The sequence below is a fragment of the Parvibaculum sp. genome (assembly GCF_039973015.1).
GTDB lineage: Bacteria > Pseudomonadota > Alphaproteobacteria > Parvibaculales > Parvibaculaceae > Parvibaculum.
In genome coordinates this window covers 229,939-250,997 of the sequence record NZ_JBDWLT010000007.1, presented here as the reverse complement: position 1 = coordinate 250,997, position 21,059 = coordinate 229,939, and the positions used below count along the sequence as shown (strand labels likewise).

Annotated in this window: 24 protein-coding genes; 18 read left to right on the top strand and 6 right to left on the bottom strand. The window is 60.9% G+C overall.

Annotated elements, in window-relative coordinates:
• Positions 1–6 precede the first annotated feature (6 nt).
• From ABJO61_RS05985 to motA, 3 genes are all read right to left on the bottom strand, one after another.
• Positions 7–489 (bottom strand): RDD family protein, encoded by a 483-nt coding sequence (locus ABJO61_RS05985; protein WP_348326369.1) that lies wholly within the window; start codon positions 487–489, stop codon positions 7–9.
• Between the two features lie 81 nt (positions 490–570).
• Entirely contained in the window at positions 571–1,467 is an 897-nt protein-coding gene (locus ABJO61_RS05980) for a flagellar motor protein MotB (RefSeq protein WP_348326367.1), read from the bottom strand.
• A 31-nt stretch (positions 1,468–1,498) separates the two neighbouring features.
• Positions 1,499–2,362, bottom strand: coding sequence for a flagellar motor stator protein MotA (gene motA, locus ABJO61_RS05975; RefSeq protein ID WP_348326365.1), 864 nt, complete (start codon positions 2,360–2,362; stop codon positions 1,499–1,501).
• Between the two features lie 275 nt (positions 2,363–2,637).
• Between motA and ABJO61_RS05970 the strand changes: the two genes are divergently transcribed.
• Positions 2,638–3,153, top strand: a complete 516-nt coding sequence (locus tag ABJO61_RS05970; RefSeq protein WP_348326363.1) for a flavin reductase family protein — start codon at positions 2,638–2,640, stop codon at positions 3,151–3,153.
• Here the strand turns inward: ABJO61_RS05970 and ABJO61_RS05965 are convergent.
• Positions 3,150–3,662, bottom strand: coding sequence for a MarR family winged helix-turn-helix transcriptional regulator (locus ABJO61_RS05965; RefSeq protein ID WP_348326361.1), 513 nt, complete (start codon positions 3,660–3,662; stop codon positions 3,150–3,152). The genes ABJO61_RS05970 and ABJO61_RS05965 overlap by 4 nt on opposite strands.
• A 272-nt stretch (positions 3,663–3,934) precedes the next feature.
• Here ABJO61_RS05965 and ABJO61_RS05960 point away from each other — a divergent pair, with 272 nt between their 5' ends.
• The 7 genes from ABJO61_RS05960 to ABJO61_RS05930 all read left to right on the top strand — a co-directional run bounded on the left by ABJO61_RS05960 (position 3,935) and on the right by ABJO61_RS05930 (position 9,173).
• Entirely contained in the window at positions 3,935–4,723 is a 789-nt protein-coding gene (locus ABJO61_RS05960; RefSeq protein ID WP_348326359.1) for a MotA/TolQ/ExbB proton channel family protein, read from the top strand.
• A gap of 52 nt (positions 4,724–4,775) precedes the next feature.
• Positions 4,776–5,153 (top strand): biopolymer transporter ExbD, encoded by a 378-nt coding sequence (locus tag ABJO61_RS05955; RefSeq protein WP_348326357.1) that lies wholly within the window; start codon positions 4,776–4,778, stop codon positions 5,151–5,153.
• Positions 5,150–5,554 carry a biopolymer transporter ExbD gene (locus ABJO61_RS05950; protein ID WP_348326355.1) on the top strand — a complete coding sequence of 135 codons (405 nt, stop codon included), beginning with the start codon at positions 5,150–5,152 and terminating at the stop codon, positions 5,552–5,554. The genes ABJO61_RS05955 and ABJO61_RS05950 overlap by 4 nt, the downstream gene beginning before the upstream one ends.
• Positions 5,551–6,393, top strand: coding sequence for a hypothetical protein (locus ABJO61_RS05945; protein ID WP_348326353.1), 843 nt, complete (start codon positions 5,551–5,553; stop codon positions 6,391–6,393). Before ABJO61_RS05950 ends, ABJO61_RS05945 begins: the two co-directional genes overlap by 4 nt.
• A 116-nt stretch (positions 6,394–6,509) precedes the next feature.
• Positions 6,510–7,379, top strand: a complete 870-nt coding sequence (locus ABJO61_RS05940; protein ID WP_348326351.1) for an NAD(P)-dependent oxidoreductase — start codon at positions 6,510–6,512, stop codon at positions 7,377–7,379.
• Entirely contained in the window at positions 7,376–8,524 is a 1,149-nt protein-coding gene (locus tag ABJO61_RS05935) for a type III PLP-dependent enzyme (RefSeq protein WP_348326349.1), read from the top strand. The genes ABJO61_RS05940 and ABJO61_RS05935 overlap by 4 nt, the downstream gene beginning before the upstream one ends.
• A gap of 202 nt (positions 8,525–8,726) precedes the next feature.
• The gene (locus ABJO61_RS05930; protein WP_348326347.1) at positions 8,727–9,173 is read left to right on the top strand and encodes a helix-turn-helix domain-containing protein; all 447 of its coding nucleotides are present in this window, start codon (positions 8,727–8,729) and stop codon (positions 9,171–9,173) included.
• 12 nt (positions 9,174–9,185) lie between these two features.
• On the opposite strand, the gene hemB is transcribed toward ABJO61_RS05930, so the two are convergent.
• Complete coding sequence (gene hemB, locus ABJO61_RS05925) at positions 9,186–10,193, bottom strand: porphobilinogen synthase (RefSeq protein WP_348326345.1); 1,008 nt, start codon at positions 10,191–10,193, stop codon at positions 9,186–9,188.
• A 188-nt stretch (positions 10,194–10,381) separates the two neighbouring features.
• Here hemB and ABJO61_RS05920 point away from each other — a divergent pair, with 188 nt between their 5' ends.
• From ABJO61_RS05920 to ABJO61_RS05885, 8 genes are all read left to right on the top strand, one after another.
• Positions 10,382–11,518, top strand: coding sequence for an acyl-CoA dehydrogenase family protein (locus tag ABJO61_RS05920; protein WP_348326343.1), 1,137 nt, complete (start codon positions 10,382–10,384; stop codon positions 11,516–11,518).
• Positions 11,519–11,534: 16 nt separating this feature from the next.
• A complete protein-coding gene (locus ABJO61_RS05915; RefSeq protein WP_348326341.1) occupies positions 11,535–12,575 on the top strand; it encodes an enoyl-CoA hydratase/isomerase family protein in 1,041 nt (346 codons plus the stop codon).
• Between the two features lie 22 nt (positions 12,576–12,597).
• Entirely contained in the window at positions 12,598–13,488 is an 891-nt protein-coding gene (gene mmsB, locus ABJO61_RS05910) for a 3-hydroxyisobutyrate dehydrogenase (RefSeq protein ID WP_348326339.1), read from the top strand.
• A 137-nt stretch (positions 13,489–13,625) separates the two neighbouring features.
• The gene (locus tag ABJO61_RS05905; RefSeq protein ID WP_348326337.1) at positions 13,626–14,138 is read left to right on the top strand and encodes a MarR family winged helix-turn-helix transcriptional regulator; all 513 of its coding nucleotides are present in this window, start codon (positions 13,626–13,628) and stop codon (positions 14,136–14,138) included.
• 438 nt (positions 14,139–14,576) lie between these two features.
• On the top strand, positions 14,577–15,770 hold the full coding sequence (locus ABJO61_RS05900; RefSeq protein WP_348330678.1) for a L,D-transpeptidase family protein: 1,194 nt from the start codon (positions 14,577–14,579) through the stop codon (positions 15,768–15,770).
• Between the two features lie 27 nt (positions 15,771–15,797).
• The gene (locus tag ABJO61_RS05895; protein WP_348326333.1) at positions 15,798–16,574 is read left to right on the top strand and encodes a glycerophosphodiester phosphodiesterase; all 777 of its coding nucleotides are present in this window, start codon (positions 15,798–15,800) and stop codon (positions 16,572–16,574) included.
• A gap of 141 nt (positions 16,575–16,715) precedes the next feature.
• The gene (hemA, locus tag ABJO61_RS05890; protein ID WP_348326331.1) at positions 16,716–17,927 is read left to right on the top strand and encodes a 5-aminolevulinate synthase; all 1,212 of its coding nucleotides are present in this window, start codon (positions 16,716–16,718) and stop codon (positions 17,925–17,927) included.
• A gap of 97 nt (positions 17,928–18,024) precedes the next feature.
• Entirely contained in the window at positions 18,025–18,210 is a 186-nt protein-coding gene (locus tag ABJO61_RS05885; RefSeq protein WP_348326329.1) for a hypothetical protein, read from the top strand.
• Between the two features lie 2 nt (positions 18,211–18,212).
• Here ABJO61_RS05885 and ABJO61_RS05880 read toward each other — a convergent pair whose 3' ends face one another.
• The gene (locus ABJO61_RS05880) at positions 18,213–18,662 is read right to left on the bottom strand and encodes a MucR family transcriptional regulator (protein ID WP_348326327.1); all 450 of its coding nucleotides are present in this window, start codon (positions 18,660–18,662) and stop codon (positions 18,213–18,215) included.
• 485 nt (positions 18,663–19,147) lie between these two features.
• Between ABJO61_RS05880 and glyA the strand changes: the two genes are divergently transcribed.
• Both glyA and nrdR read left to right on the top strand, forming a co-directional pair.
• Positions 19,148–20,464, top strand: coding sequence for a serine hydroxymethyltransferase (gene glyA, locus ABJO61_RS05875; protein WP_348326325.1), 1,317 nt, complete (start codon positions 19,148–19,150; stop codon positions 20,462–20,464).
• 47 nt (positions 20,465–20,511) lie between these two features.
• Entirely contained in the window at positions 20,512–21,000 is a 489-nt protein-coding gene (gene nrdR / locus ABJO61_RS05870; protein WP_293331891.1) for a transcriptional regulator NrdR, read from the top strand.
• The last annotated feature ends 59 nt before the right edge of the window (positions 21,001–21,059 follow it).

The window sequence follows — 21,059 nt, the reverse complement described above, 5'->3', positions numbered from 1 at the left end:
CCCGGTTCAGAGCGAGCTGCTACGGACGAAGACAGTACCGCAAAGATAGTCATGGAGACAGCGGCGGCGCTTGTTGAAGAAGGGCACGAGAAGCACGAAAAACGTGCCGACGGTGACCGTCACATAGAAGAGAACCGTCTGGAGCGCGGCCTGAAGATAGCCGGGGCGGTGGCCGTTCCATGCGCGCAGTTCGATCCCCTGCCAGCGCATGCCGGGCGTGGCCGAATGGCGGCCACCGAGGGTCAGCGTGAAATAGGCAAGCGCGACGAGGGGCGAAAGGAGCGCGCCCGGCCAGAGCAGGCCGAATGTGAGGACGCCGAGGACGCCGAAAAGGGCAGACGCCAGAACGATCAGGACGCAGACAACGAAAAAATCGGCGATGAAGGCCAGGGAGCGGGCCATGATAACGCCGTCAAAGGCGCTGGCGGGCCAGTCGAAGCTTTCCGAAGCGGAAAGGCCCGGAGGCGCTACGTTATTGCTTTCGCTCATCTTTTCCCTGTCGCTCAGAAAACGGCCCTATTCACATAAGGGCAGGAAAAGAGGAAAGCAAGCACGGCAGGAAGGCAGGCGTCAGGGGCTGAAACCGGGCGGCGTGACCGGGGCTTCGCGCAGAAGGACCACGGAAAGGCGCCGGTTCGAGGCCATATAGGGGTCTTCCGGGAAGAGAGGCTCGGAATCGGCCTTCCCCACGACCTGATAGATGCGGTCGTTCGCAAGTCCGGCATTCTCGAAAATGCGGCGGGTCGCGTTGGCGCGGTCAGAGGTGAGTTCCCAATTGGAATAGCCGGGGCGGCCGGTAACCGGGTTTGCGTCCGTATGGCCGGAAATGCTGATGCGGTTGGGTAGGCGCACGAGAATCTTCGCGACCTTTTCGATCAGGTGGCGCGTACGCTCATAGGGTTCGACGTTGCCCGGCGGGAACATGGAGCGGCCGTCCTGATCGACGATCTGGATGCGCAGGCCTTCCGGCGTTTCGTCGATGATGACGTTTTTCGAGAGTTCGGCGAGGTCCGGGTTGTCGCGCATCGACTGGCGGATGCTTTCGGCGGCGCTCTGGAAATTGCGATGGTCGCGCGCCGACATCTGCTTCATCAGCTCGTTCATCTCGGCGGTGCGCTCGGCTTCCTTCTTCGCGGTCTCGGGACTTTTGGGCTGTGCCGGCGTCGAGATCGTCATGACGACCTGGGGCTTGGTGCCGGGCATGCGCGCGCCGGTTTCGTCGAAGGCGGTGCCGCCCATGATGCCGCCCGCGCCGCTGGTGGAGCGGCTGACATTGGAGGGGGCGAAATAGTCGGCGAGGCCCTGCTTCTGTTCCGGCGTCGTCATGCTGATGAGCCACATCAGCAGGAAGAAGGCCATCATGGCGGTCACGAAGTCGGCATAGGCGATCTTCCACGCGCCGCCGTGATGGCCGTGGACGACCTTCTTGACCTTCTTGATGATGATGGGCTGTTCGTTCGACGCCATTTGCGGCTACACGCTTTTCAAATTGCCGGGATCAGCCGGCGGGTTGCAGGGCGGCGGTCGACTGTTCCACTTCGATGAAGGTGGGACGGACATCCGACATCAATGCCTTGCGGGCGAATTCGATGGAGACGGCAGGCGCATAACCGGCCATGTGGGCGAGGAGGCCGGCCTTCATCGACAGGTAATATTTGGATTCGGCTTCGTAGATGTTGCGGAGCGACTGAGCCATCGGTGCGAAGAAGCCATAGGCCACGAACACACCGAGGAAGGTGCCGACGAGGGCGCCGCCGATGAGATGGCCGAGCACTTCCGGCGGCTGGTCGATGGAGCCCATCGTCTTGATGACGCCGAGCACGGCGGCGACGATGCCGAGAGCGGGCGTGCCGTCTGCCAGGGCCTGCACGGCGCCGACGATACGTTCGCGCTCCTGATGGTGCGTTTCGAGTTCCTCGTCCATCAGCGCTTCGAGTTCGTGCGCATTTTCAGTGCCCAGCGTGATCATGCGCAGGTAGTCGCACATGAACTCCACGGAGTGATGGTCGGAGGAGAACTTCGGAAACTGGGAGAAGATCGTGCTGTCGGACGGGTTCTCGACATGGGCTTCGAGGGCGAGGTTGCCCTTGCTCTTGGCGAGCTTGAAGAGGGTGTATTGCAGGCCGAGGAGTTCGAGATAGGCCGTCTTGTCGTAGCGGGGACCGCGAAAGAGGGTGCCGAACAGGCTGCCGATGCTTTTCAGGACCGCCGGCGGATTGGCGATGATGAAGGCGCCCATGGCGGCACCGAGAATGATGACCCCCTCGAAAGGCTGCCAAAGAACCTCCAGATGAGCACCCATAGCGGCATAGCCGCCGAACACACTCACCAGAACCAACAGGATGCCAACGACCAGCCGCATATGCCCAAGCACTTTCTTGCAGGTTATCCGCGGTTGCCGACAATCAGCGAGCCCGCCCCATCTCTTGCCGCATTGTTGCGGGCGGCGTCTTAACAGCCGGTTTAACCAATACGTTTTGCGTGAAAGACAGCGGCTTTGCGCGGGATGGTGTTGCGCGGCCGCTTGCGGGTGGCTTACACCCAAAGGCTGAATAAAATTAAGAGTTTGTTGACTTGGCGGAAAGCCGCAGGCGCGATTTCGCCGAAACGGGGCGAATGCAGGGAGTTCAGCACCAGATGACGGCCGAAACGATGGTGAAAGAAGGTGGCGCGCATGACGTGCGGAAGTTCCGCAATGCGCTCGGCTGCTTCACGACGGGCGTTGCCGTGGTGACGACGCGTGAGGCGGGGAAAGACCCGATCGGCATTACGGTCAATTCTTTTTCCTCCGTCTCGCTCGATCCGCCGCTGGTTCTGTGGTGCCTCGACAAGAAATCCGACACGCTGGACGTCTTCGTGAAGGCGACGCATTTCACGGTGAACGTGCTTCGCGAGGAACATACGGAAGTGTCGTCGCGTCTTGCGATGAAGGGCGATCACAGCCTGGAAGGCATCGAAGTCCTTGAGGGCAGCAGCGGCATTCCCGCGCTCAAGGAAGCACTGGCGCATTTCGAATGCGAGATCGACGCGCGGCACGACGCGGGCGACCATGTGATCATGGTGGGGCGTGTGCTGAAATTCGATTATGTCGATGGCGGCCGGCCGCTGCTTTATCACCGCGGCGGCTATAACTGCCTGCCGCCGGCCGGCTAGTCCGTTTTCGCGCCGGCTTTTTCGGCCGCTTTTTCGGAAGCGTCGAGTTCGACGAGATTATCGCGCATCCGTTCCATTGCCTTCAGCATGGTGAGGTAATCCTCGCGGCCGATGCCGTCGATCGCGGCGGCATGGATGCGCTGATAGTGATCCTGGCCGATATGCTTGTTTGCATGCAGCAGCGGCGTCAGATAGATGCACTTTGCGCGCCCGTCGGTGGGATGGTTGCGGCGCTCCGCCAGCCCCATTTGCTCCAGTTCGCTGACATAGATGCCGACGGAAACCTTGTGGATCAAAAGCGCGTTGGCGAGCTCGGTCTGGGTCTGCCCGTCGCGTTCCAGAAGCTCGACGACGATTCGCGTCTGGTTGCGGGTGAGGCCGGTGCGGCGGTCATAGACCGTCGCAAGCATGGTGCCGACATCCGTGATCGCACGGAGAAAATGCTCCGGTGAGAAGACATCGGGTGTTTCGGCTTCCGGCTTTACCGCTTTCGCGGCATTCTTTTTCACGGTCGTGCCCCTCAGTCCCGCTGCGTCACGAAAAAGGACGCAAAGTGACAGTATCAAGACGGAGCCGTTGCGCAATTTGGCCAACGACAAAAAATGATGTGCTGTTTTTTGTCGAAGCGCTTGATTTTCCCGCGCAGCGGTGATTTCGTAAACAAAATTTACTAAAAAATCCGCCGGTCGTCACCCGTTAATACCGGGGAGGAGGCTTCCGGGCAAACGGGCAGTAAACACGGGTTGGGGGTTGGGGATGCGTCCCCGGGAGGAGCAAATATATGCCTGAAGAAGCAACAAGCGTGGATGCCGCCAATGGCGCGGCTGAGGGAACCTCTGCTGCCGCCGATGGCGCGGCCAGCGCCACGACGGGCGGCGCGGCCGACATCATCGCGCAGGGAGGAAGCGGCGACGTCTGGTACTCGATCGGTTCGCTGATCGACAAGGGCGGTCCCATTGTTGCGATCCTGCTGGTGCTTTCCGTGATTTCCGCGGCGATCATCCTGCTCAAAATCGTCCAGTTCTGGACATCGGGGCTGTCCCGGCGCGGCTTTGTCGATCCGGCTGTCGACAAGATCGAGCGAGGAGATCTGGGCGGGTCGCTCGAAATCCTGAAGAAGCACAAGACGCCGCTTGCGCGCGCGATGGCATCGGGCGTTCGCGCGAAGATGCGCGGCGATCTGCGCGACGAGGACGTGGCGGCGGAAATCCAGCGCGTGGGCACGATGGAGCTCGGCTCGTTGCAACGCTATCTGCGCTGGCTTGAGGTGATCGGCAATATCTCGCCGCTACTCGGTCTGCTTGGCACGGTTATCGGCATGATCAACGCTTTCCAGAGCCTTGAGGCGGCGGGCACGCAAGTCGACCCGGCGCTGCTTTCGGGCGGCATCTGGGTGGCGCTGCTGACGACTGCCGTCGGCCTTATCGTGGCGCTGCCTGCGATCACTGCGCTCAATCTTCTCGAAGGCAAGGTCGATCAGGTGCGGCTCTCGATGCGGGATGGTTCATCGCGTGTGATCGCGGCGCTGCATGCAAGGCCGGGGTCTTCCCAGTCCCGGGCGGCACAATAACGGCCTGACGGGAGTTCCGAGCATGTTCGAGGCCCCAACCCGGAAGCGAGGGATGGCCAGCCTGACGCCGCTGATCGATGTGGTGTTCCTGCTGCTCATCTTCTTCATGCTGACGACATCGTTTCTGCAGACGCAGTCGCTGTCGGTGGTAACGCCTGCGCCCAGCGCGGACGATCTGCCGAAGGATGCGCGTGTGGTGGAAATCTGGCTGAACGGCGATGGCACCATCGCCATCGACGGAACGCCGATTGAACGCAGGGCATTGCCCGAAGGGCTGAAGACGGCCATCGGAGAGCGCAAGGACATTACCGTCACTATTCTCGCCGAGAAGGGATCGCGCACACAGGCGCTCGTCGCCGCGGTGGAAGCAGCGCGAGAGTCGGGTGCGAAGAATGTCGGTACGGCACGCGTGGAGAAGATCACAAAATGATCGATTTCGACGAAGAGCCGCCGCGCAGGCAATTCGAGACGCTGGTGCCGCTGATCAACGTGGTGTTCCTGCTGCTCATCTTCTTCCTGCTCGCAGGCACGATGCAGCCATCCGAGAATATCGCGGTGTCGCTGCCGGAAGGGGCGCTGAATGACCGCGAGAAGGATGTGCCGACGACACTGATTGTGGAAGCGGACGGGTTCATCTGGCTCGGCGACCGGGTGATGGATGCGAAGCTTTCGGGCGTGATGATGGAAAAGCACCTGAAGGATAGCAATACGAAGCGAGTCGCGATCAAGGCGGATGCGAATGCACCGGCGGACGCGGTACTCGAACTGATGGAAGGATTGCGCGAGGCGGGCGTCGAGCAAGTGACGATCATGACGGAGCGAGGCTCATGAGCGTCGCAACCATCAACCCGGACGATATGGAGCCGCGCGAGTTTCGACTGCGGAACTTCCTGATCGCGTCCGTCGTTCTGCACGGGCTTTTGTTCCTCTCGTTCCTGCTCACTTTTGGCGGTATTTTCGGCGGGCCGGGACCGGGCGGAGGCGAGTCTGTCACGTTTCAGCTCGCGGCGGGATCGGCGAATGAACGCTATGCAGCACCGCCCAAGCCCATCGAGGAGCCGAAGCCGGAGGTGAAACCGGAACCGCCCAAGCCGGAGCCCAAGAAGGAAACCGTGGTGCGGAAATCGGCGAAGCCGATGCCGCCACCGGAGGAAATTCCCGAACCGACGCCGAAACCCGTCGAGCAGGCGGCAAGTGCTGGCGGCGGTACGGAAGGCGGCACCGCGGGAGGCGCGGGCGGCGACGCGGAGGAGACGATCCTCAACAAGAAGGGCGACTCGCTGACCGCCGGACAGATCCGCGCGCAAATGACGGGCAAGACCTTCGTGCTGGAGATGGGCCGCATCGATGTGCAAGGCAGCAGCCGCTATGTCGAGACGACGATAGACCTGCATCCCGACGGGACGACGGATGTCGACCTCAAGCATTATTTCTTCCAGACCTATCATCGCGGCACGTCTTCGACGCGCAGCGAATCCGGTGACGGGAAGTGGTGGATCGAAGGCAATCGCTGGTGCCACGCCGCGAAGGTCATCCAGTACGGCACGACGGACTGCTATGACATGACCCGCGAGGGTGACATCGTGCGGCTTTATTATGCGAAATGCACATGGCGGTCGTCGCAGCTCTGCCGGACGGGACACATCGCGGCGGAAGGCCGGATACAGTAGGTTTTTGCAGTTTGGTGAAAAGGCCTCCGCGTGCCGCGCGGGGGCTTTTTTGCGCTTGAGGGGGCTGGCCTGTTAGATAGGCGGAAGAGAACAAAAGCGAAGCGAGGAGGCCGCTGGTGAGCAAGGTCGCATTTATCGGGCTGGGCGTGATGGGATATCCGATGGCCGGGCATCTCAAAAAGGCCGGGCACGAGGTCATCGTCTACAACCGCACCGGCGCGAAGGCCGAAGCATGGGTGAAAGCTCATGGCGGTGCTTCGGCGGCGACACCGAAGGCAGCGGCGGCGGGAGCGGAGATCGTTTTTGCCTGTGTTGGCAATGATGACGACCTGCGCGAGGTGACAACCGGACCGGACGGCGCATTCAACGGGATGGGCAAGGGGACGATCTTCGTCGATCACACGACGGCATCGGCCGCCGTCGCGCGCGAACTCTACGGAGAAGCCAGGGGGCGCGAAATTGCCTTCATCGATGCGCCGGTTTCGGGCGGCCAGGCAGGCGCGGAGAACGGTGTGCTGACGGTGATGGCAGGCGGAGACGAAGACGCCTTCGCGACGGCCAGGCCGGTTATCGACGCCTTTGCACGTATGGCGAAGCTCATTGGCCCTTCGGGCGCCGGGCAGTTGACCAAGATGGTGAACCAGATCTGCATCGCAGGGCTGGTGGAGGGACTGGCGGAAGGACTCCATTTCGCCGAACAGGCGGGTCTCGACGCGGAGGCCGTGATCGAAACGATTTCCAAGGGCGCGGCGCAGAGCTGGCAGATGGAAAACCGTTACAAGACGATGATAGAGGGCAAGTTCGATTTCGGCTTTGCTGTGGACTGGATGCGGAAGGATCTTTCCATCTGCCTCGACGAAGCCAGGCGGAACGGTTCACATCTGCCAGTGACGGCGCTGGTCGACCAGTTTTATTCGGAGGTGCAGGCGATGGGCGGCAAACGGTGGGACACTTCGAGCCTGATTGCCAGATTGAACAAGGCATGAGTTCTCCTTTTCGCCAGCCCAGCTTTCCCTCGGTTGCGGAGGTCATCCGCCGGCTCAATCCGTCCTATCCGGTTTTCTGCGTCTTTCCGGATATTCTGCGGGACCGCGCGCGGACCTTTGTCGAAGGATTTCCCGGTACGGTCCTTTATGCGACGAAGTGCAATCCGCATCCTTATGTGTTGAAGGCGCTGCATGAGGGCGGGATCGAGCATTTCGACACGGCGTCGATCTCCGAGATCGCGAAGGTGACGGAGCAGCTTCCCGACGCGCATTGCTATTTCAACCACCCGGTGAAGGGGCGCGGTGCTCTCGAAGCGGCGGCGGATGTTTACGGCATTACCGATTATGTGGTCGACCATCCAGACGAGCTGGACAAGCTTGTCTCGATTGCGGGCAGGGACATCACCGTGGAAGTCCGGATTGCAACGCCGAAGGGAAAAGCGGTCTACGATCTCTCGGCGAAGTTCGGTGCGGCGCCGGACGCTGCCGTGGCGTTGCTGAAAAAGGCGAAGGATTACGGCTGCCGGACGGCGATTGCCTTTCATGTCGGCAGTCAGTGTCTTGACCCGGAAGCCTTCCGCGTTGCGATGGAGATGGCGAAGAAGGTTGCGGAGAAGGCGGGTGTTCCGCTTGAATATCTCGATGTGGGAGGCGGTTTTCCCGCGAGCTACAAGCAGGATGTGCCGCCGCTTCAGACCTATTTCGATGTGATCGCCGATGCGAAGCAGAAGCTCGGGATCGACGTGCCGCTCTATGGCGAGCCGGGACGGGCGCTTGTCGCGGAAGGATGCTCGGTGCTGACGCAGGTGCACCTGCGCAAGGGCGATGACCTCTATATCAATGACGGCATCTATGGATGCCTTTCCGAAATTCGCGATGGCGATCTCGACCCGCCGGTACGCGCGGTGCGCAAGGACGGGCCGGTGGACGGAGCGCTCAGGCCGTTCCGTCTGTTTGGGCCGACCTGCGACAGCCTCGATGTGCTGAAGCTGCCTTTCTATCTCCCGGAAAATATCGGTGAAGGGGACTGGATCGAGTTCGGGCTGATGGGTGCCTATTCGATCGGGATGCAGACAGGCTTTAACGGGTTTGTGACCGATACGATCGTGCGCATCGACGGAATGCACGAAGAGTTCACCGCCTGAGATTTCTTCTTCCGTAAACTCTCGCCGGTTTCTTCGAGGGGCATCTTTCGGGCGTTTTTCTACTCGTTTCTGGAGCAAAACGATATCCTCCGTTCACGGAGCGTTCTCATATTAAGGTTGACGTATATGTTAACATCGATAACATGTAAATTATCGAGACAAAGCGGGAACGTGTGAGGGGCGGCGGATCATGCGCGCACGAATGCGAGGACAGAAAACGAGCTACCATCATGGCGACCTGAAGCAAGGGCTGATGGAGGCGGCGGCAACGCTGATCGATATTCGCGGGCGGCATGCGCTGACCATGCGGGAGGCCGCGCGGCGCGCCGGGGTTTCCGAAGCCGCGCCCTACCGGCATTTTTCAAATCTCGATGAGCTTTTGGGTGCGGTGGCGCTGGAAGGGTTCGACATGCTGATCGACGATGTCGAAGCGGTATCGAGCGCGCGGGCGATCAGAGAAGCCTATCTCGCCTTCGCGGCGGATTATCCCGGCCGCTACGAGTTGATGTTCGGCAAGCTCGGCAACAGGAAGGCGGCAACCCGCCGGAAACATCTCGTGGCGGACCTTGGCGAGCTTGCGGAAAAAGCGGGCGGGCTCGCCGCGCTTCACGGCGAGGCTTCGCTCCGGCTGGCGGGGCTCGACGCCTGACCGGCAGAACTTTCAGGCGGTTTTCAGAAGCTTTGCGACTTCGAGTGCGAAATAGGTGAGCACGCCGTCGGCGCCCGCGCGCTTGAAGGCCACAAGGCTTTCGAGGATGACGCGGTCGCGGTCAAACCAGCCGCGCTCGATGGCGCCGGCGATCATCGAGTATTCGCCGGAGACCTGGTAGGCGAAGGTCGGCATGCCGAACTCGGCCTTCACGCGGGTGACGATGTCGAGATAGGGCAGGCCCGGCTTTACCATGACCATGTCCGCGCCTTCCGCGATGTCGAGGGCGACTTCGCGCATGGCCTCGTCGCCATTCGCGGGGTCCATCTGGTAGGTGCGTTTGTCACCCTTCAGCGCGCCGGTCGAACCGATGGCGTCGCGGAAGGGACCATAAAAGGCGGAGGCGTATTTCGCGGCATAGGACATGATCTGCGTGTCGGTGTGTCCGGCCGCTTCGAGGCCCGCGCGGATCGCGCCGATGCGGCCATCCATCATGTCGGAGGGGGCGATGATATCGCAGCCGGCTTCGACCTGGACGAGCGCCTGTTTCACCAGCGCCTCGACCGTCTCGTCGTTGAGGATCACGTCGCCGGACATGAGGCCGTCATGGCCGTGGCTCGTATAGGGATCGAGCGCGACGTCGCAGAGGACACCGATATCCGGCACGGCCTGCTTGATGGCGCGGGTGGCACGGCAGACGAGATTGTCCGGGTCGTACGCCAGGCTTCCCTGCGGGTCGCGGTTTTCAGCCGAGGTGTAGGGAAAGAGGGCGATGACGGGGATGCCGTAGCTTGCGGCTTCCTGCGCCGCGGCGACGGCTTCATCCACGCTGAGACGCTCGACGCCCGGCATGGTGGGCACGGTTTCGCGCTTTCCCTCACCCTCGATCAGAAAGAGCGGCCAAAGCAGGTCGTTCACCGAGAGGGCGTTTTCCGAAACGAGGCGGCGGGACCAGTCGCTTTTGCGGTTGCGGCGCATGCGCGTGGCCGGGAAGGCGGGGGCGGTGTGCTTTTCCATCATGCAGAACTCATAGCGCCAAAGGGGACATGCGCGCAATCCGGGGCAAAAGCGGGTGGCCGCCGCGCATTGCCGCAGCGTTAGCCGCCATGCGGCGCGATGCTTCAGGGCCGTTTCGTTGACAGGGTCATGGGTGGCCAGTATCACCGCTGAAAAGGCCTGGTATCAAGGCGCGCATGGGAGGCGGAGAAATGCGGTTCGAGCTTACGGAAGAACAGCAGGCGTTTCAGGACGTGGCGCGGAACTTTGCGGCGGCTGAACTTGCGCCTCATGCGGCGGACTGGGACCGGGATTCCTTCTTCCCTGTGGACAAGCTGCGCAAGGCGGCGGAGCTCGGCTTTGCGGGCATCTATGTGCGCGAGGATGTGGGCGGGTCGGCGCTAAGCCGGATCGACGCGGCGCTGATCTTCGAGGCGCTGTCGGAAGGCTGCACATCGACGGCGGCGTTTCTCTCGATCCACAATATGGCGTCGTGGATGATCGACCGCTACGGGACGGAAGAGCAGCGGCAGAAATGGCTGCCGAAGCTGACGCCGATGGAACTGATCGCGAGCTATTGCCTGACGGAGCCTTCGAGCGGGTCGGATGCGGCGTCGCTGAAGACGAAGGCGGTGAAGGATGGCGGCCACTATGTATTGAATGGCAACAAGGCCTTCATCTCGGGCGCGGGCACATCTGACATATATGTCTGCATGGTGCGCACGGGCGAGGCGGGGCCGAAGGGCGTTTCCTGCCTCGTGATCGAGAAGGGGACGCCGGGGCTTTCCTTCGGTGTGCCTGAACGGAAGATGGGCTGGAACAGCCAGCCGACGGCGCAGGTCATCTTCGAGGATTGCCGCGTACCTGTCGACAACCTGATCGGTGCGGAGGGCGAGGGCTTCAAGATCGCGATGTCCGGCCTTGACGGGGGCCGCATCAATATCGGCGCGTGCTCGCTCGGGACGGCGGAGGCGGCGCTTAAGCGCGCGAAGTCCTATCTCGGGGAGCGCGAACAATTCGGCCGCAAGCTCGCCGATTTCCAGGCGCTGCAATTCAAGCTCGCGGACATGGCGACCGAACTCGAAGCGGCGCGGCTGATGATCTACAACGCGGCGACGAAGGTGGATGCGAAGGCGCCCGACGCGACGATGAAGGCAGCGATGGCGAAACGCTTCGCGACCGATGCGGGCTTCCGCGTCATCAACGAGGCGCTGCAAATCCACGGCGGTTATGGATACCTCAAGGATTTTCCGCTGGAGCGGCACCTGCGCGATGCACGTGTGCACCAGATCCTTGAGGGAACGAACGAGATCATGCGCGTGATCATCGCGCGCGAACTGCTGAAATAGTGAGTGCGGGAGTGCGATGAGCGAGGAAGCTGAAGTTCTGTTCGAGAGGCGCGGCTCGGCGGGCGTGATTACGCTGAACCGCCCGAAGGCGCTGAACGCGCTGACGCTCGGCATGGTGCGGCTCATTCATCCGCAACTGCGGGAATGGGTGGCGGACGAGCGCGTCCAGTGTATTGTGATTGAGGGGGCGGGCGAGAAGGCGTTCTGTGCGGGTGGCGATATTCGTGCGCTGCATGACTGGGGGCGCGCGGGCGATCCTTCCGCGCTCGCCTTCTGGCGCGAGGAGTATCAGCTCAATACCTGCATCAAGCATTATCCCAAGCCCTTCATCGCGCTGATGGACGGGATCAACATGGGCGGCGGCGTCGGTTTGTCAGTCCACGGATCGTATCGGGTGGCGAGCGAGAGGCTCACCTTTGCGATGCCGGAAACGGGGATAGGCCTGTTCCCCGATGTGGGGGGCACTTACTTTTTGCCACGTGCGCCGGGAGAGACGGGTCTTTATCTCGCGCTTACAGGCGCGCGGCTCAAGGCGGCCGACGCGATCTATGCAGGGATCGCGGATGCCTATGTACCATCCGAACGGCTGGAGACGCTGAAAGACCGGATTGCGGGCGGGGTGCCGCTCACCGAAGCGTTGAAAGAAGTGGCGGAAGAAGAGGGCCCGGCGCCGCTCGCCGCGATCCAGGAGGATATCTGCCGGCATTTCTCGAAGGGGTCAGTGGCCGAAATCATTGCCTCGCTTCGCGCCGATGGCGGCGAATGGGCGGCGAAGACGGCGGAAATCATCGAAGCCAAATCACCGACTTCGACGCTGGTTGCCTTCCGGCAAGTGCGCGAAGGCGCGAAGCTCGAATTCGAGGAATGCATGAAGCTCGAATTCCGTCTCATCAATGGCTTCATCAAGGGACATGATTTCTACGAGGGCGTGCGCGCCGTGGTGATCGACAAGGATCAGGCACCGAAGTGGAAGCCCGCAACGCTGGCCGACATGACGGCGGGCGACGTGGACAGTTATTTTGTACCGCTCGGCGACAATGAACTGACGTTCGACTGAGCGGATGGCGAGGGAGCAAAGCATGGCGGCGATCGGATTTATCGGGCTTGGCAATATGGGCGGGCCGATGGCGCGGAACCTCGTTAAGGACGGACACAAGCTCAAGGTGTTCGATCTCGCGGCGGGGGCTGTTTCTGCGCTCGTCGAGGCGGGTGCGGAGAAGGCGGAGAGTGCGAGCGATGCGGCACGCGACGTCGATTTCGTCGTAACCATGTTGCCGGCTGGCGAACATGTGCGTGCTGTCTATATGGGCGAGGGCGGGCTGATCTCATCGGCGCGCAAGGGCACCGTCTTCATCGACAGCTCGACCATCGATATTCCTTCGGCGCGCGAGACCATCGCGGCGGCGGAGCAGGCGGGCATGACGATGATCGATGCACCCGTTTCCGGCGGTGTCGGCGGCGCGGAAGCGGGTACGCTCACCTTCATGGCCGGCGGGACGGAAGAAGCCTTCGCGAAGGCGAAACCCATTCTCGAAAAGATGGGCAAGAACATTTTCCATGCGGGGGCCGCGGGAAACGGGCAGGTCGCCAAGGTCTGCAACAATATGATCCTCGGCATCACGATGATCGGTGTATCGGAAGCCTTCGTCCTCGGCGAGAAGCTGGGGCTCGATGCGCAAACGCTGTTCGATATCTCGTCGACGGCATCCGGCCAATGCTGGTCGATGACATCCTACTGCCCGGCGCCGGGGCCGGTGCCCGCATCACCCGCGAACCGGAACTACCAGCCGGGCTTTTCGGCGGCGATGATGCTGAAGGATCTCCGGCTCGCGCAAGATGCATCCAAGACGTCACGCACCCCCATTCCGCTCGGGGCGCAGGCGGCGCAGCTCTATGCGCTGATGGAGGCCGCGGGTGAGGAGGGTCTCGATTTCTCGGGCATCATCAAGCTCATCCGCGGTGAAATATAGCCTTAATCATAATGAGTTCGCTTCGGCATTCGTGCTGGATCGCTTAAGGCCTCGTTAGGGGCTCACGCATAATGTAGCGCAGTGCGGCACAGAAAGTGCCGTCATTGAGTTTTTGCGTGAGGTTTTGGGGGCACCCAATGGGTATGACCAATCTTAAGAGCGAACCGGCCGTTGGGGATCAGAAGGATCCCGACCGCAAGATCGCTTATCTTGAAACGCTGACCTATGTGGAACGTCTCCACAGGCGGCTGCTCGACGTGATCAAGGACGAGCTCGATCGCATCCGCTGTTCAGAGATCAACAGTGTGCAGGCGCTTCTTCTTTTCAACATTGGCGATTCCGAAATGACCGCCGGCGAGCTCCGGACGCGCGGCCACTATCTCGGCTCCAACGTGTCCTACAATCTGAAGAAGCTTGTCGAGGCCGGTTATATCCATCATCAGCGTTCGCGCTCGGACCGCCGTTCGGTTCGCGTCCGGCTGACGGAGAAGGGCCGCGCGATCTGTGCGGCGATCGACGAGGTTTACAACAAGCATTGCGCGATGCTGAACGAGGTGGGCGACATTTCGAGCGAAGAGCTGCGGCAGGCGAATGCCACGCTCTACAAGCTCGAGCGCTTCTGGACCGACCAGATTCGCTTCCGTCTCTAGGCGCCGTTACCTCACGCGAGGGCCATGCCTGCGTCTTCAAGGGCGCGGGCTTTTGGTGTTTTCGATTTGTGCTTCCCTCTCTATTTCCCGGCTTTCCGGGCGGGGTGAGGCAGCACGATAGTTGCATTTCCATCACGCAAGACGGGAAGTCCGGCCTTTTCCGGGCCAGAATTCCGAATCCTGACCCTGAATGCGACATGTTTCATGACAATCTGCATGAATAGCGTTGGTGAGATGCGCCCGGTGTCCCGAAATGGTAAACCGGGGGCCTGTGTTCGTGCCGGAGGGGCTTCCGGCGGATTGCTGCGGGGCTGTGTGAAAAAGGCGTTTTCCAATTTTGCCGGGCGAGGTTTCGCCGTATTTGCCTTGCTGTTGGTTCTGCCGTTTGCATCGCTTTTGGTGGGGCCGGCATTCGCCGAGGGGACAACCTCCTATGGCGTGCAGGAAACGAACTGGGTCGATCCGTGGGCGACGAATACGGCACCCGAGTCAGATCCGGTTCCCGACAGTTTCGAGGAGACAGCGCCGCTTCAACGGACATTGACGCCGACCCTCAGCGAACAATCCATCGCCGCCATGACGGCGGCAATCGAGCGCTACCGGAATATTGCCGCATCGGGCGGATGGCCACGAGTGTCCGCAGGCGAGAGGCTCGAACTCGGTGTGCGCGATGCGCGCGTCGCGCAGGTGCGGGAGCGACTTGTTGCGACGGGCGATATGATTACGACGCCCGGCGATGCCTATGTCTATGACGATGCCGTGGTGGAAGGGGTAAAACGCTACCAGACCCGCAACGGGCTCGAGCCCGATGGCATCGTGGGACGGCGGACGGTTGCGGCGATGGCGGTTGGCGTTCACACGCGCATCCGGCAGCTCGAAATCAATATCCGCCGGCTCTCTGCGCTGATGCCGAAGATTGAGCGGCGCTATGTCTTCGTGAATATCGCGGGACAGGAAGTCGAGGCGGTGAACAACGGCACGGTCGAGTTCAACGAGCGGGTGATTGTCGGCAAACAGACGCGGCAGACGCCGGAAATCACGAGCCAGGTGACGTCGATCACATTCAATCCATACTGGTATGTGCCGAAGTCCATCGCGATGGCGGACATGTTGTCCAAGATTCGCGCCAATCCGGGTTATCTGAAGCGCCAGGGCATTCGCGTGATGCAGGGCTGGGGCGACAACATCCGCGAACTCGACCCGGCGAAAATCGACTGGTCCAACCCGCGCGTGAACGAGGCCTATTATCTCCGGCAAGATCCCGGGCCCGGGAACTCGCTTGGCTCGCTCAAGATCAACTTCCCGAACAATGATGCGATCTTCCTGCACGATACCCCCACCAAGACGCTGTTTGGACGGCAGGAGCGAAACTTCAGTTCGGGCTGTGTGCGAGTGCGCAATGTGCGCGGGCTCGTCACATGGCTTGTGGCGGGTGACGACGCCAGCTGGGATGAGCAGCGTGTGGAAGGAATGGTCGATGCAGGGCACTACCGAAACGTGTCGCTTGGCAAGCCGGTGCCGATCTATCTCGTCTATCTCACGGCATGGGCGGCGCCGGGCGGGGTCGTGAATTTCCGGGACGACGTGTATGATCGTGACGGTGGCGTGAATACGAGCGCGCTCAACGACTGACAATCAGAGCGGCAGGCGAAACGAAACATGCGCCCGGCGAAATTCCCCTATCTCGAATTTGACGGATTGCTGGCCTTTGCCCATCGCGGCGGGGCAGGTGCATGGCCGGAAAACACGATGCCCGCCTTTCAGGGCGCGGTCGATTTGGGCTACCGCTATATCGAGACCGACGTGCATGCGACACGCGATGGCGTTCTGCTCGCCTTCCATGACGACAAACTCGATCGCGTGACCGATATGCAAGGTGTGATCGCGGAGATGGACTATGCCGAGGTTCGCAAGGCGCGGATCGCGGGGACAGAGCCTATTCCGCTGATGGCAGAGCTTCTGGCGGCCTGGCCGGATATCAGGATCAACATCGACCCGAAGCGTGACAATGCCGCGAGACCGCTTGTCCAGCTTCTGAAGGAAGCGAAAGCGGTCGAGCGCGTGTGCGTCAATTCATTCTCGGGACGGCGGACGGCGGGCATCCGCGATGCGCTGGGGCCAAATCTCTGCACCGGCATGGGGCCGCTCTCGACGGCACGGTTGCGCTTTTCTAGCTGGGCAGGGCCGATGGGGTTTGTCTTTGGCGGGTTCGCAGAGGGCTGCGCCCAGATTCCCGTAGAGCAATATGGAATTCCGCTTGTCGACCGCAAGCTGGTGGAGCGGGCGCATGAACTCGGGCTGCAGGTGCATGTCTGGACAATCGACGATCCCGACGAAATGCGGCGGCTGATCGATGCCGGTGTGGACGGGCTGATGACGGATGAGCCCGCCTTGATGAAAACGGTTCTCATTGAACGGGGTCTCTGGCCCTCGTAAGGTGCTTCACGTTTTGCACCGCGCCTCCAACCCCATGTCTTTATGCGACAATTCGCTTGTGACCTTGCTGCGGTCCGGGGGTATTGTGTGATAAATAATGTGGGTATCCCCGCTGGAGCCGGGGGGAGGACAGGAAACGTCATGGATTATGAGCGCAAACTTTCAGAAGCGCTGAGCGCGGTGAAGGACGAAGGGCGTTACCGCGTCTTCGCCGATATCGTGCGCCATCGCGGCTCATTCCCGCGCGCGACTTTCCACACTCCGCAAGGCACGAGAGACATCGTGGTCTGGTGCTCGAACGACTATCTCGGCATGGGCCAGCACCCCGCCGTCATCGAGGCGATGCATCGCGCGATCGATGAAGTAGGCGCCGGGTCCGGCGGTACGCGCAATATTTCGGGGACAACGCATTATCACGTCGAACTGGAGCATGAGATTGCCGACCTTCATCAGAAGGAATCGGCGCTGCTCTTCACCTCGGGTTATGCTGCAAACGACGCGACGCTTTCGACTCTGGCGCGTATTCTTGGCGATTGCGTGATCATCTCGGATGAGATGAACCATGCGTCGATGATCGAAGGCATCAAGCGCGGCGGCGGCCCGAAGAGGCTGTGGCGGCACAATGATCTTGCGCATCTCGAAGAACTGCTGAGCGCGCTCGACCCGGAGCAGCCGAAGATCGTCGCTTTCGAGTCTGTCTATTCGATGGACGGCGATATTGCGCCGATTGGCGCGATTTGCGACCTAGCGCGCAAATACGGTGCGCTGACCTATCTCGATGAAGTTCATGCGGTGGGCCTCTATGGGCGGCGTGGCGGCGGCATTGCGGAGCGCGACGGCGTTCTCGACAAGGTCGATATCATCGAAGGGACGCTTGCCAAGGGATTCGGGGTGATGGGTGGCTATATCGCTGCCTCGTCCGATGTCGTCGATGTCGTGCGCTCGTATGCACCAGGCTTCATCTTCTCGACCTCGCTTGCACCGGTTCTCGTTGCTGGTGTTCTTGCGGCCGTGCGTCACCTCAAGGCGAGCAATGCCGAACGTGAGACGCACCAGGAACGCGCGCAGACGCTACGCCAGATGATGGCCGATGCAGGGCTGCCGGTGATGTGGTGCGAAAGCCATATCGTACCGGTGATGGTTGGCGATCCGGTTGTCTGCAAGCAGGTGAGCGACGATCTGCTGAAGGATTTCAACATCTATGTTCAGCCGATCAACTACCCCACCGTGCCGCGAGGAACCGAGCGGTTGCGTTTCACACCATGCCCGGTTCATACGGACGACATGATGCGCGAGCTTGTGTCGGCGCTTGACCAGGTGTGGACACGCCACAAGATTCGGCGTGCCGCCTGACCGGAACGGCGATAGCCCTTCAGATGGAGGGCAAGGCGCGGACGGCGAAAGCCGTGAGGTTATTTTTGAATACATACCGATCGGAAGCAGCGTCAAGGTGACGGCTGTCGACGTATCGACGGGCCTGGAAGTGTCGGTGGTCGGACCTTCCGTCGCTGCGCGGAGCGAGCTTGAGCGCGTGGCTATCCGAAAGCTGCGCTATATGCTGGACAAGCAAAAAGGCGCCGGACGCGGACCGGAGGGAGGCGAGCCGGGTCCGTCGGGAGGCGGGATCGTCGTCTAGCCTTATTTTTTCCGGCGAGATTTCGAGGGTTGCTCCGTGCTGACACGTCCAAGGCCGATCTGCTTGGCGAGTTTCGAACGCTGTGCGGCATAGTTCGGGGCGACCATCGGATAGTCGTGGGGCAGGTTCCAGCGCGCCCTGTACTCTTCAGGTGTGAAACCGTATTGCGAGCGCAGATAGCGCTTCAACATCTTCAGTTTCTTGCCATCTTCAAGACAGATGATGTAGTCCGCTGTCACGGATTTCTTGACCGGAACGGCGGGGGTCAGGTCGGACTCCTGCGCCGACGCTGCGTGATCGAGATTGGCGAGCGTCGTGTGGACAATCCGGATCATCCCGGGAAGATCGTTGGCAGACATTGCGTTGTTGCTTACATACGCTGCCACGATTTCAGTCGCCAGCCGCAGAATTTCAGTTGTGTCCGCAGCTGCGGAAGTTTTTGTCTCATTCATTACGACAATTTGCCTTGCCGGGGGTTATTCCGCCGCCTTCGCGGATACAAAAGCGCCTTTTTCTAGCGCGGTATAGCGGTTTTAAGCAAGGACATCAAGATTATCACCTTGGTTCAGGCGTGTCTTAACCTGAAGAAAACAAGGTTAATCAGCGGTCTACAATATCCGTTAATGGAGATGCAGCTTAGTTTTTCAAGTAAACTTATCATTTCTATTCTCGAATAAAATATACTCACACAAGGTTGCTTGACCGACCAGAATGCGTAGCCGCGACTTCTCAAGGGAGGCCGAGAGACGGGAGAAACCTGCCGCAAGACTGTTTCTGCAAATATTTGTGGCCAATTGGCGATGGCCGACGAGATGTGGTATCACGCGCGGATCGAAACCGGGCGGTCGTGGATCACGGCCATGGCGCATGCATCAGCCTTGCGACTTGCCGGTTCGCGGCCCCGGAAGCTTTCGAACCGAAACGAAAAGGTAGATTTATGTCTTTGAGCGATGCCCCCATCGGGCGAGGCACCTTCGCCGGCTTCTTCACGGACGGGCTTGCGGAGAGCGATCCCGATATTCTGGATGCCATTCAGCGCGAACTCGACCGGCAGCAGAACCAGATCGAACTGATTGCGTCCGAGAATATTGTCTCCCGCGCCGTGCTTGAGGCGCAGGGGTCGATCATGACCAACAAGTATGCCGAGGGTTATCCGGGCAGGCGCTATTATGGCGGCTGCGAATTCGTCGATATCGCGGAGAACCTGGCGATCGAACGAGCAAAGAAGCTCTTCGACTGTGCCTATGTAAACGTGCAGCCGAATTCCGGTTCGCAGGCCAACCAAGGTGTGATGATGGCCTTGCTGAAGCCCGGCGACACCATCATGGGCATGAGCCTTGCCGCAGGCGGGCATCTGACCCACGGGGCGGCGCCCAACCAGTCCGGCAAATGGTTCAATGCGGTTCAATATGGTGTACGCCAGCAGGACCATCTGATCGATATGGACGAGGTGGCGAGCCTCGCCAAAGAGCACAAGCCGAAGATGATCATCGCGGGAGGTTCCGCCTATCCGCGTGTGATCGACTTCAAGGCTTTCCGCGAGATCGCAGACAGCGTCGGCGCGCTGCTGATGGTGGATATGGCGCATTTCGCAGGCCTCGTCGCCGGCGGCGCGCATCCCAGCCCGCTTCCTTACGCGGATATCGTGACGACGACCACGCACAAGACGTTGCGGGGCCCGCGTGGCGGCATGATCCTCTCGAATAACGAGGATATCGGGAAGAAGATCAATTCGGCGATCTTCCCCGGCATCCAGGGCGGACCGCTGATGCATGTCATCGCGGGCAAGGCCGTTGCCTTCGGCGAAGCGCTGCGTCCGGACTTCAAAACCTATGCGAAGTCCATTGTGGACAATGCGCGCGCGCTTGCCTCTACGCTGGCAGATGGCGGGCTTGCCATCGTTTCGGGCGGCACCGACACGCATCTGATGCTGGTTGACCTGCGCCCGAAGAGCCTGACCGGCAAGGTGGCGGAAGCCGCGCTCGAACGTGCGAACGTCACCTGCAACAAGAACGGTATTCCTTTCGACCCGGAAAAGCCGATGGTTACCTCCGGCGTACGTCTCGGCACGCCAGCAGGCACGACGCGCGGCTTCGGTGTTGCGGAGTTCGCCCAGATCGGCAAGCTCATCACGGAAGTGCTGGACGGGCTGGCCAAGAACGGCGATGAAAAGAATGTCGATGTGGAAGCGGCCGTTCGCGATCGCGTGATCGAACTGTGTACACGCTTTCCGATTTATGGCGGGCCGAAGTAATCCATCCCGCGGCGGGACCGGTTACATAGCGAGGGGGCTGACAGCGCATGCGTTGTCCATATTGCGGTAACGAAGACACGCAGGTGAAGGACTCGCGTCCCACCGAAGACAACACGGCCATTCGCAGGCGGCGCTTCTGCACCGCCTGTGGTGGCCGGTTCACCACCTTTGAGCGCGTGCAGCTCCGCGAGCTGACGATCATCAAGACAAACGGACGCAGGGTGCCCTTTGACCGGGATAAACTCATGCGTTCCGTGCAAGTCGCCATGCGCAAACGCCCGGTTGAGCAGGAGCGTGTGGAGCGTATGGTGAGTGGCATTGTGCGGCGGCTCGAGAGCATGGGCGAGAGCGAGATTCCCTCGTCCATGATCGGCAAACTGGTCATGGAAGGCCTGAGTTCCCTCGACGCTGTTGCCTATGTGCGCTTTGCCTCGGTCTACCGGAATTTCCGCGAGGCAAAGGATTTCGAGGAGTTTCTGGGCGAACTCAGCGGGCCGTTTGACGGTTCAATGCGTGAGGAAGACGACGACCGCTGATCCTTCGGGCCGCAAGCTGCGCGGATCCTCAAGGACCGCGGGCTAGCCCGCCGGCAGGG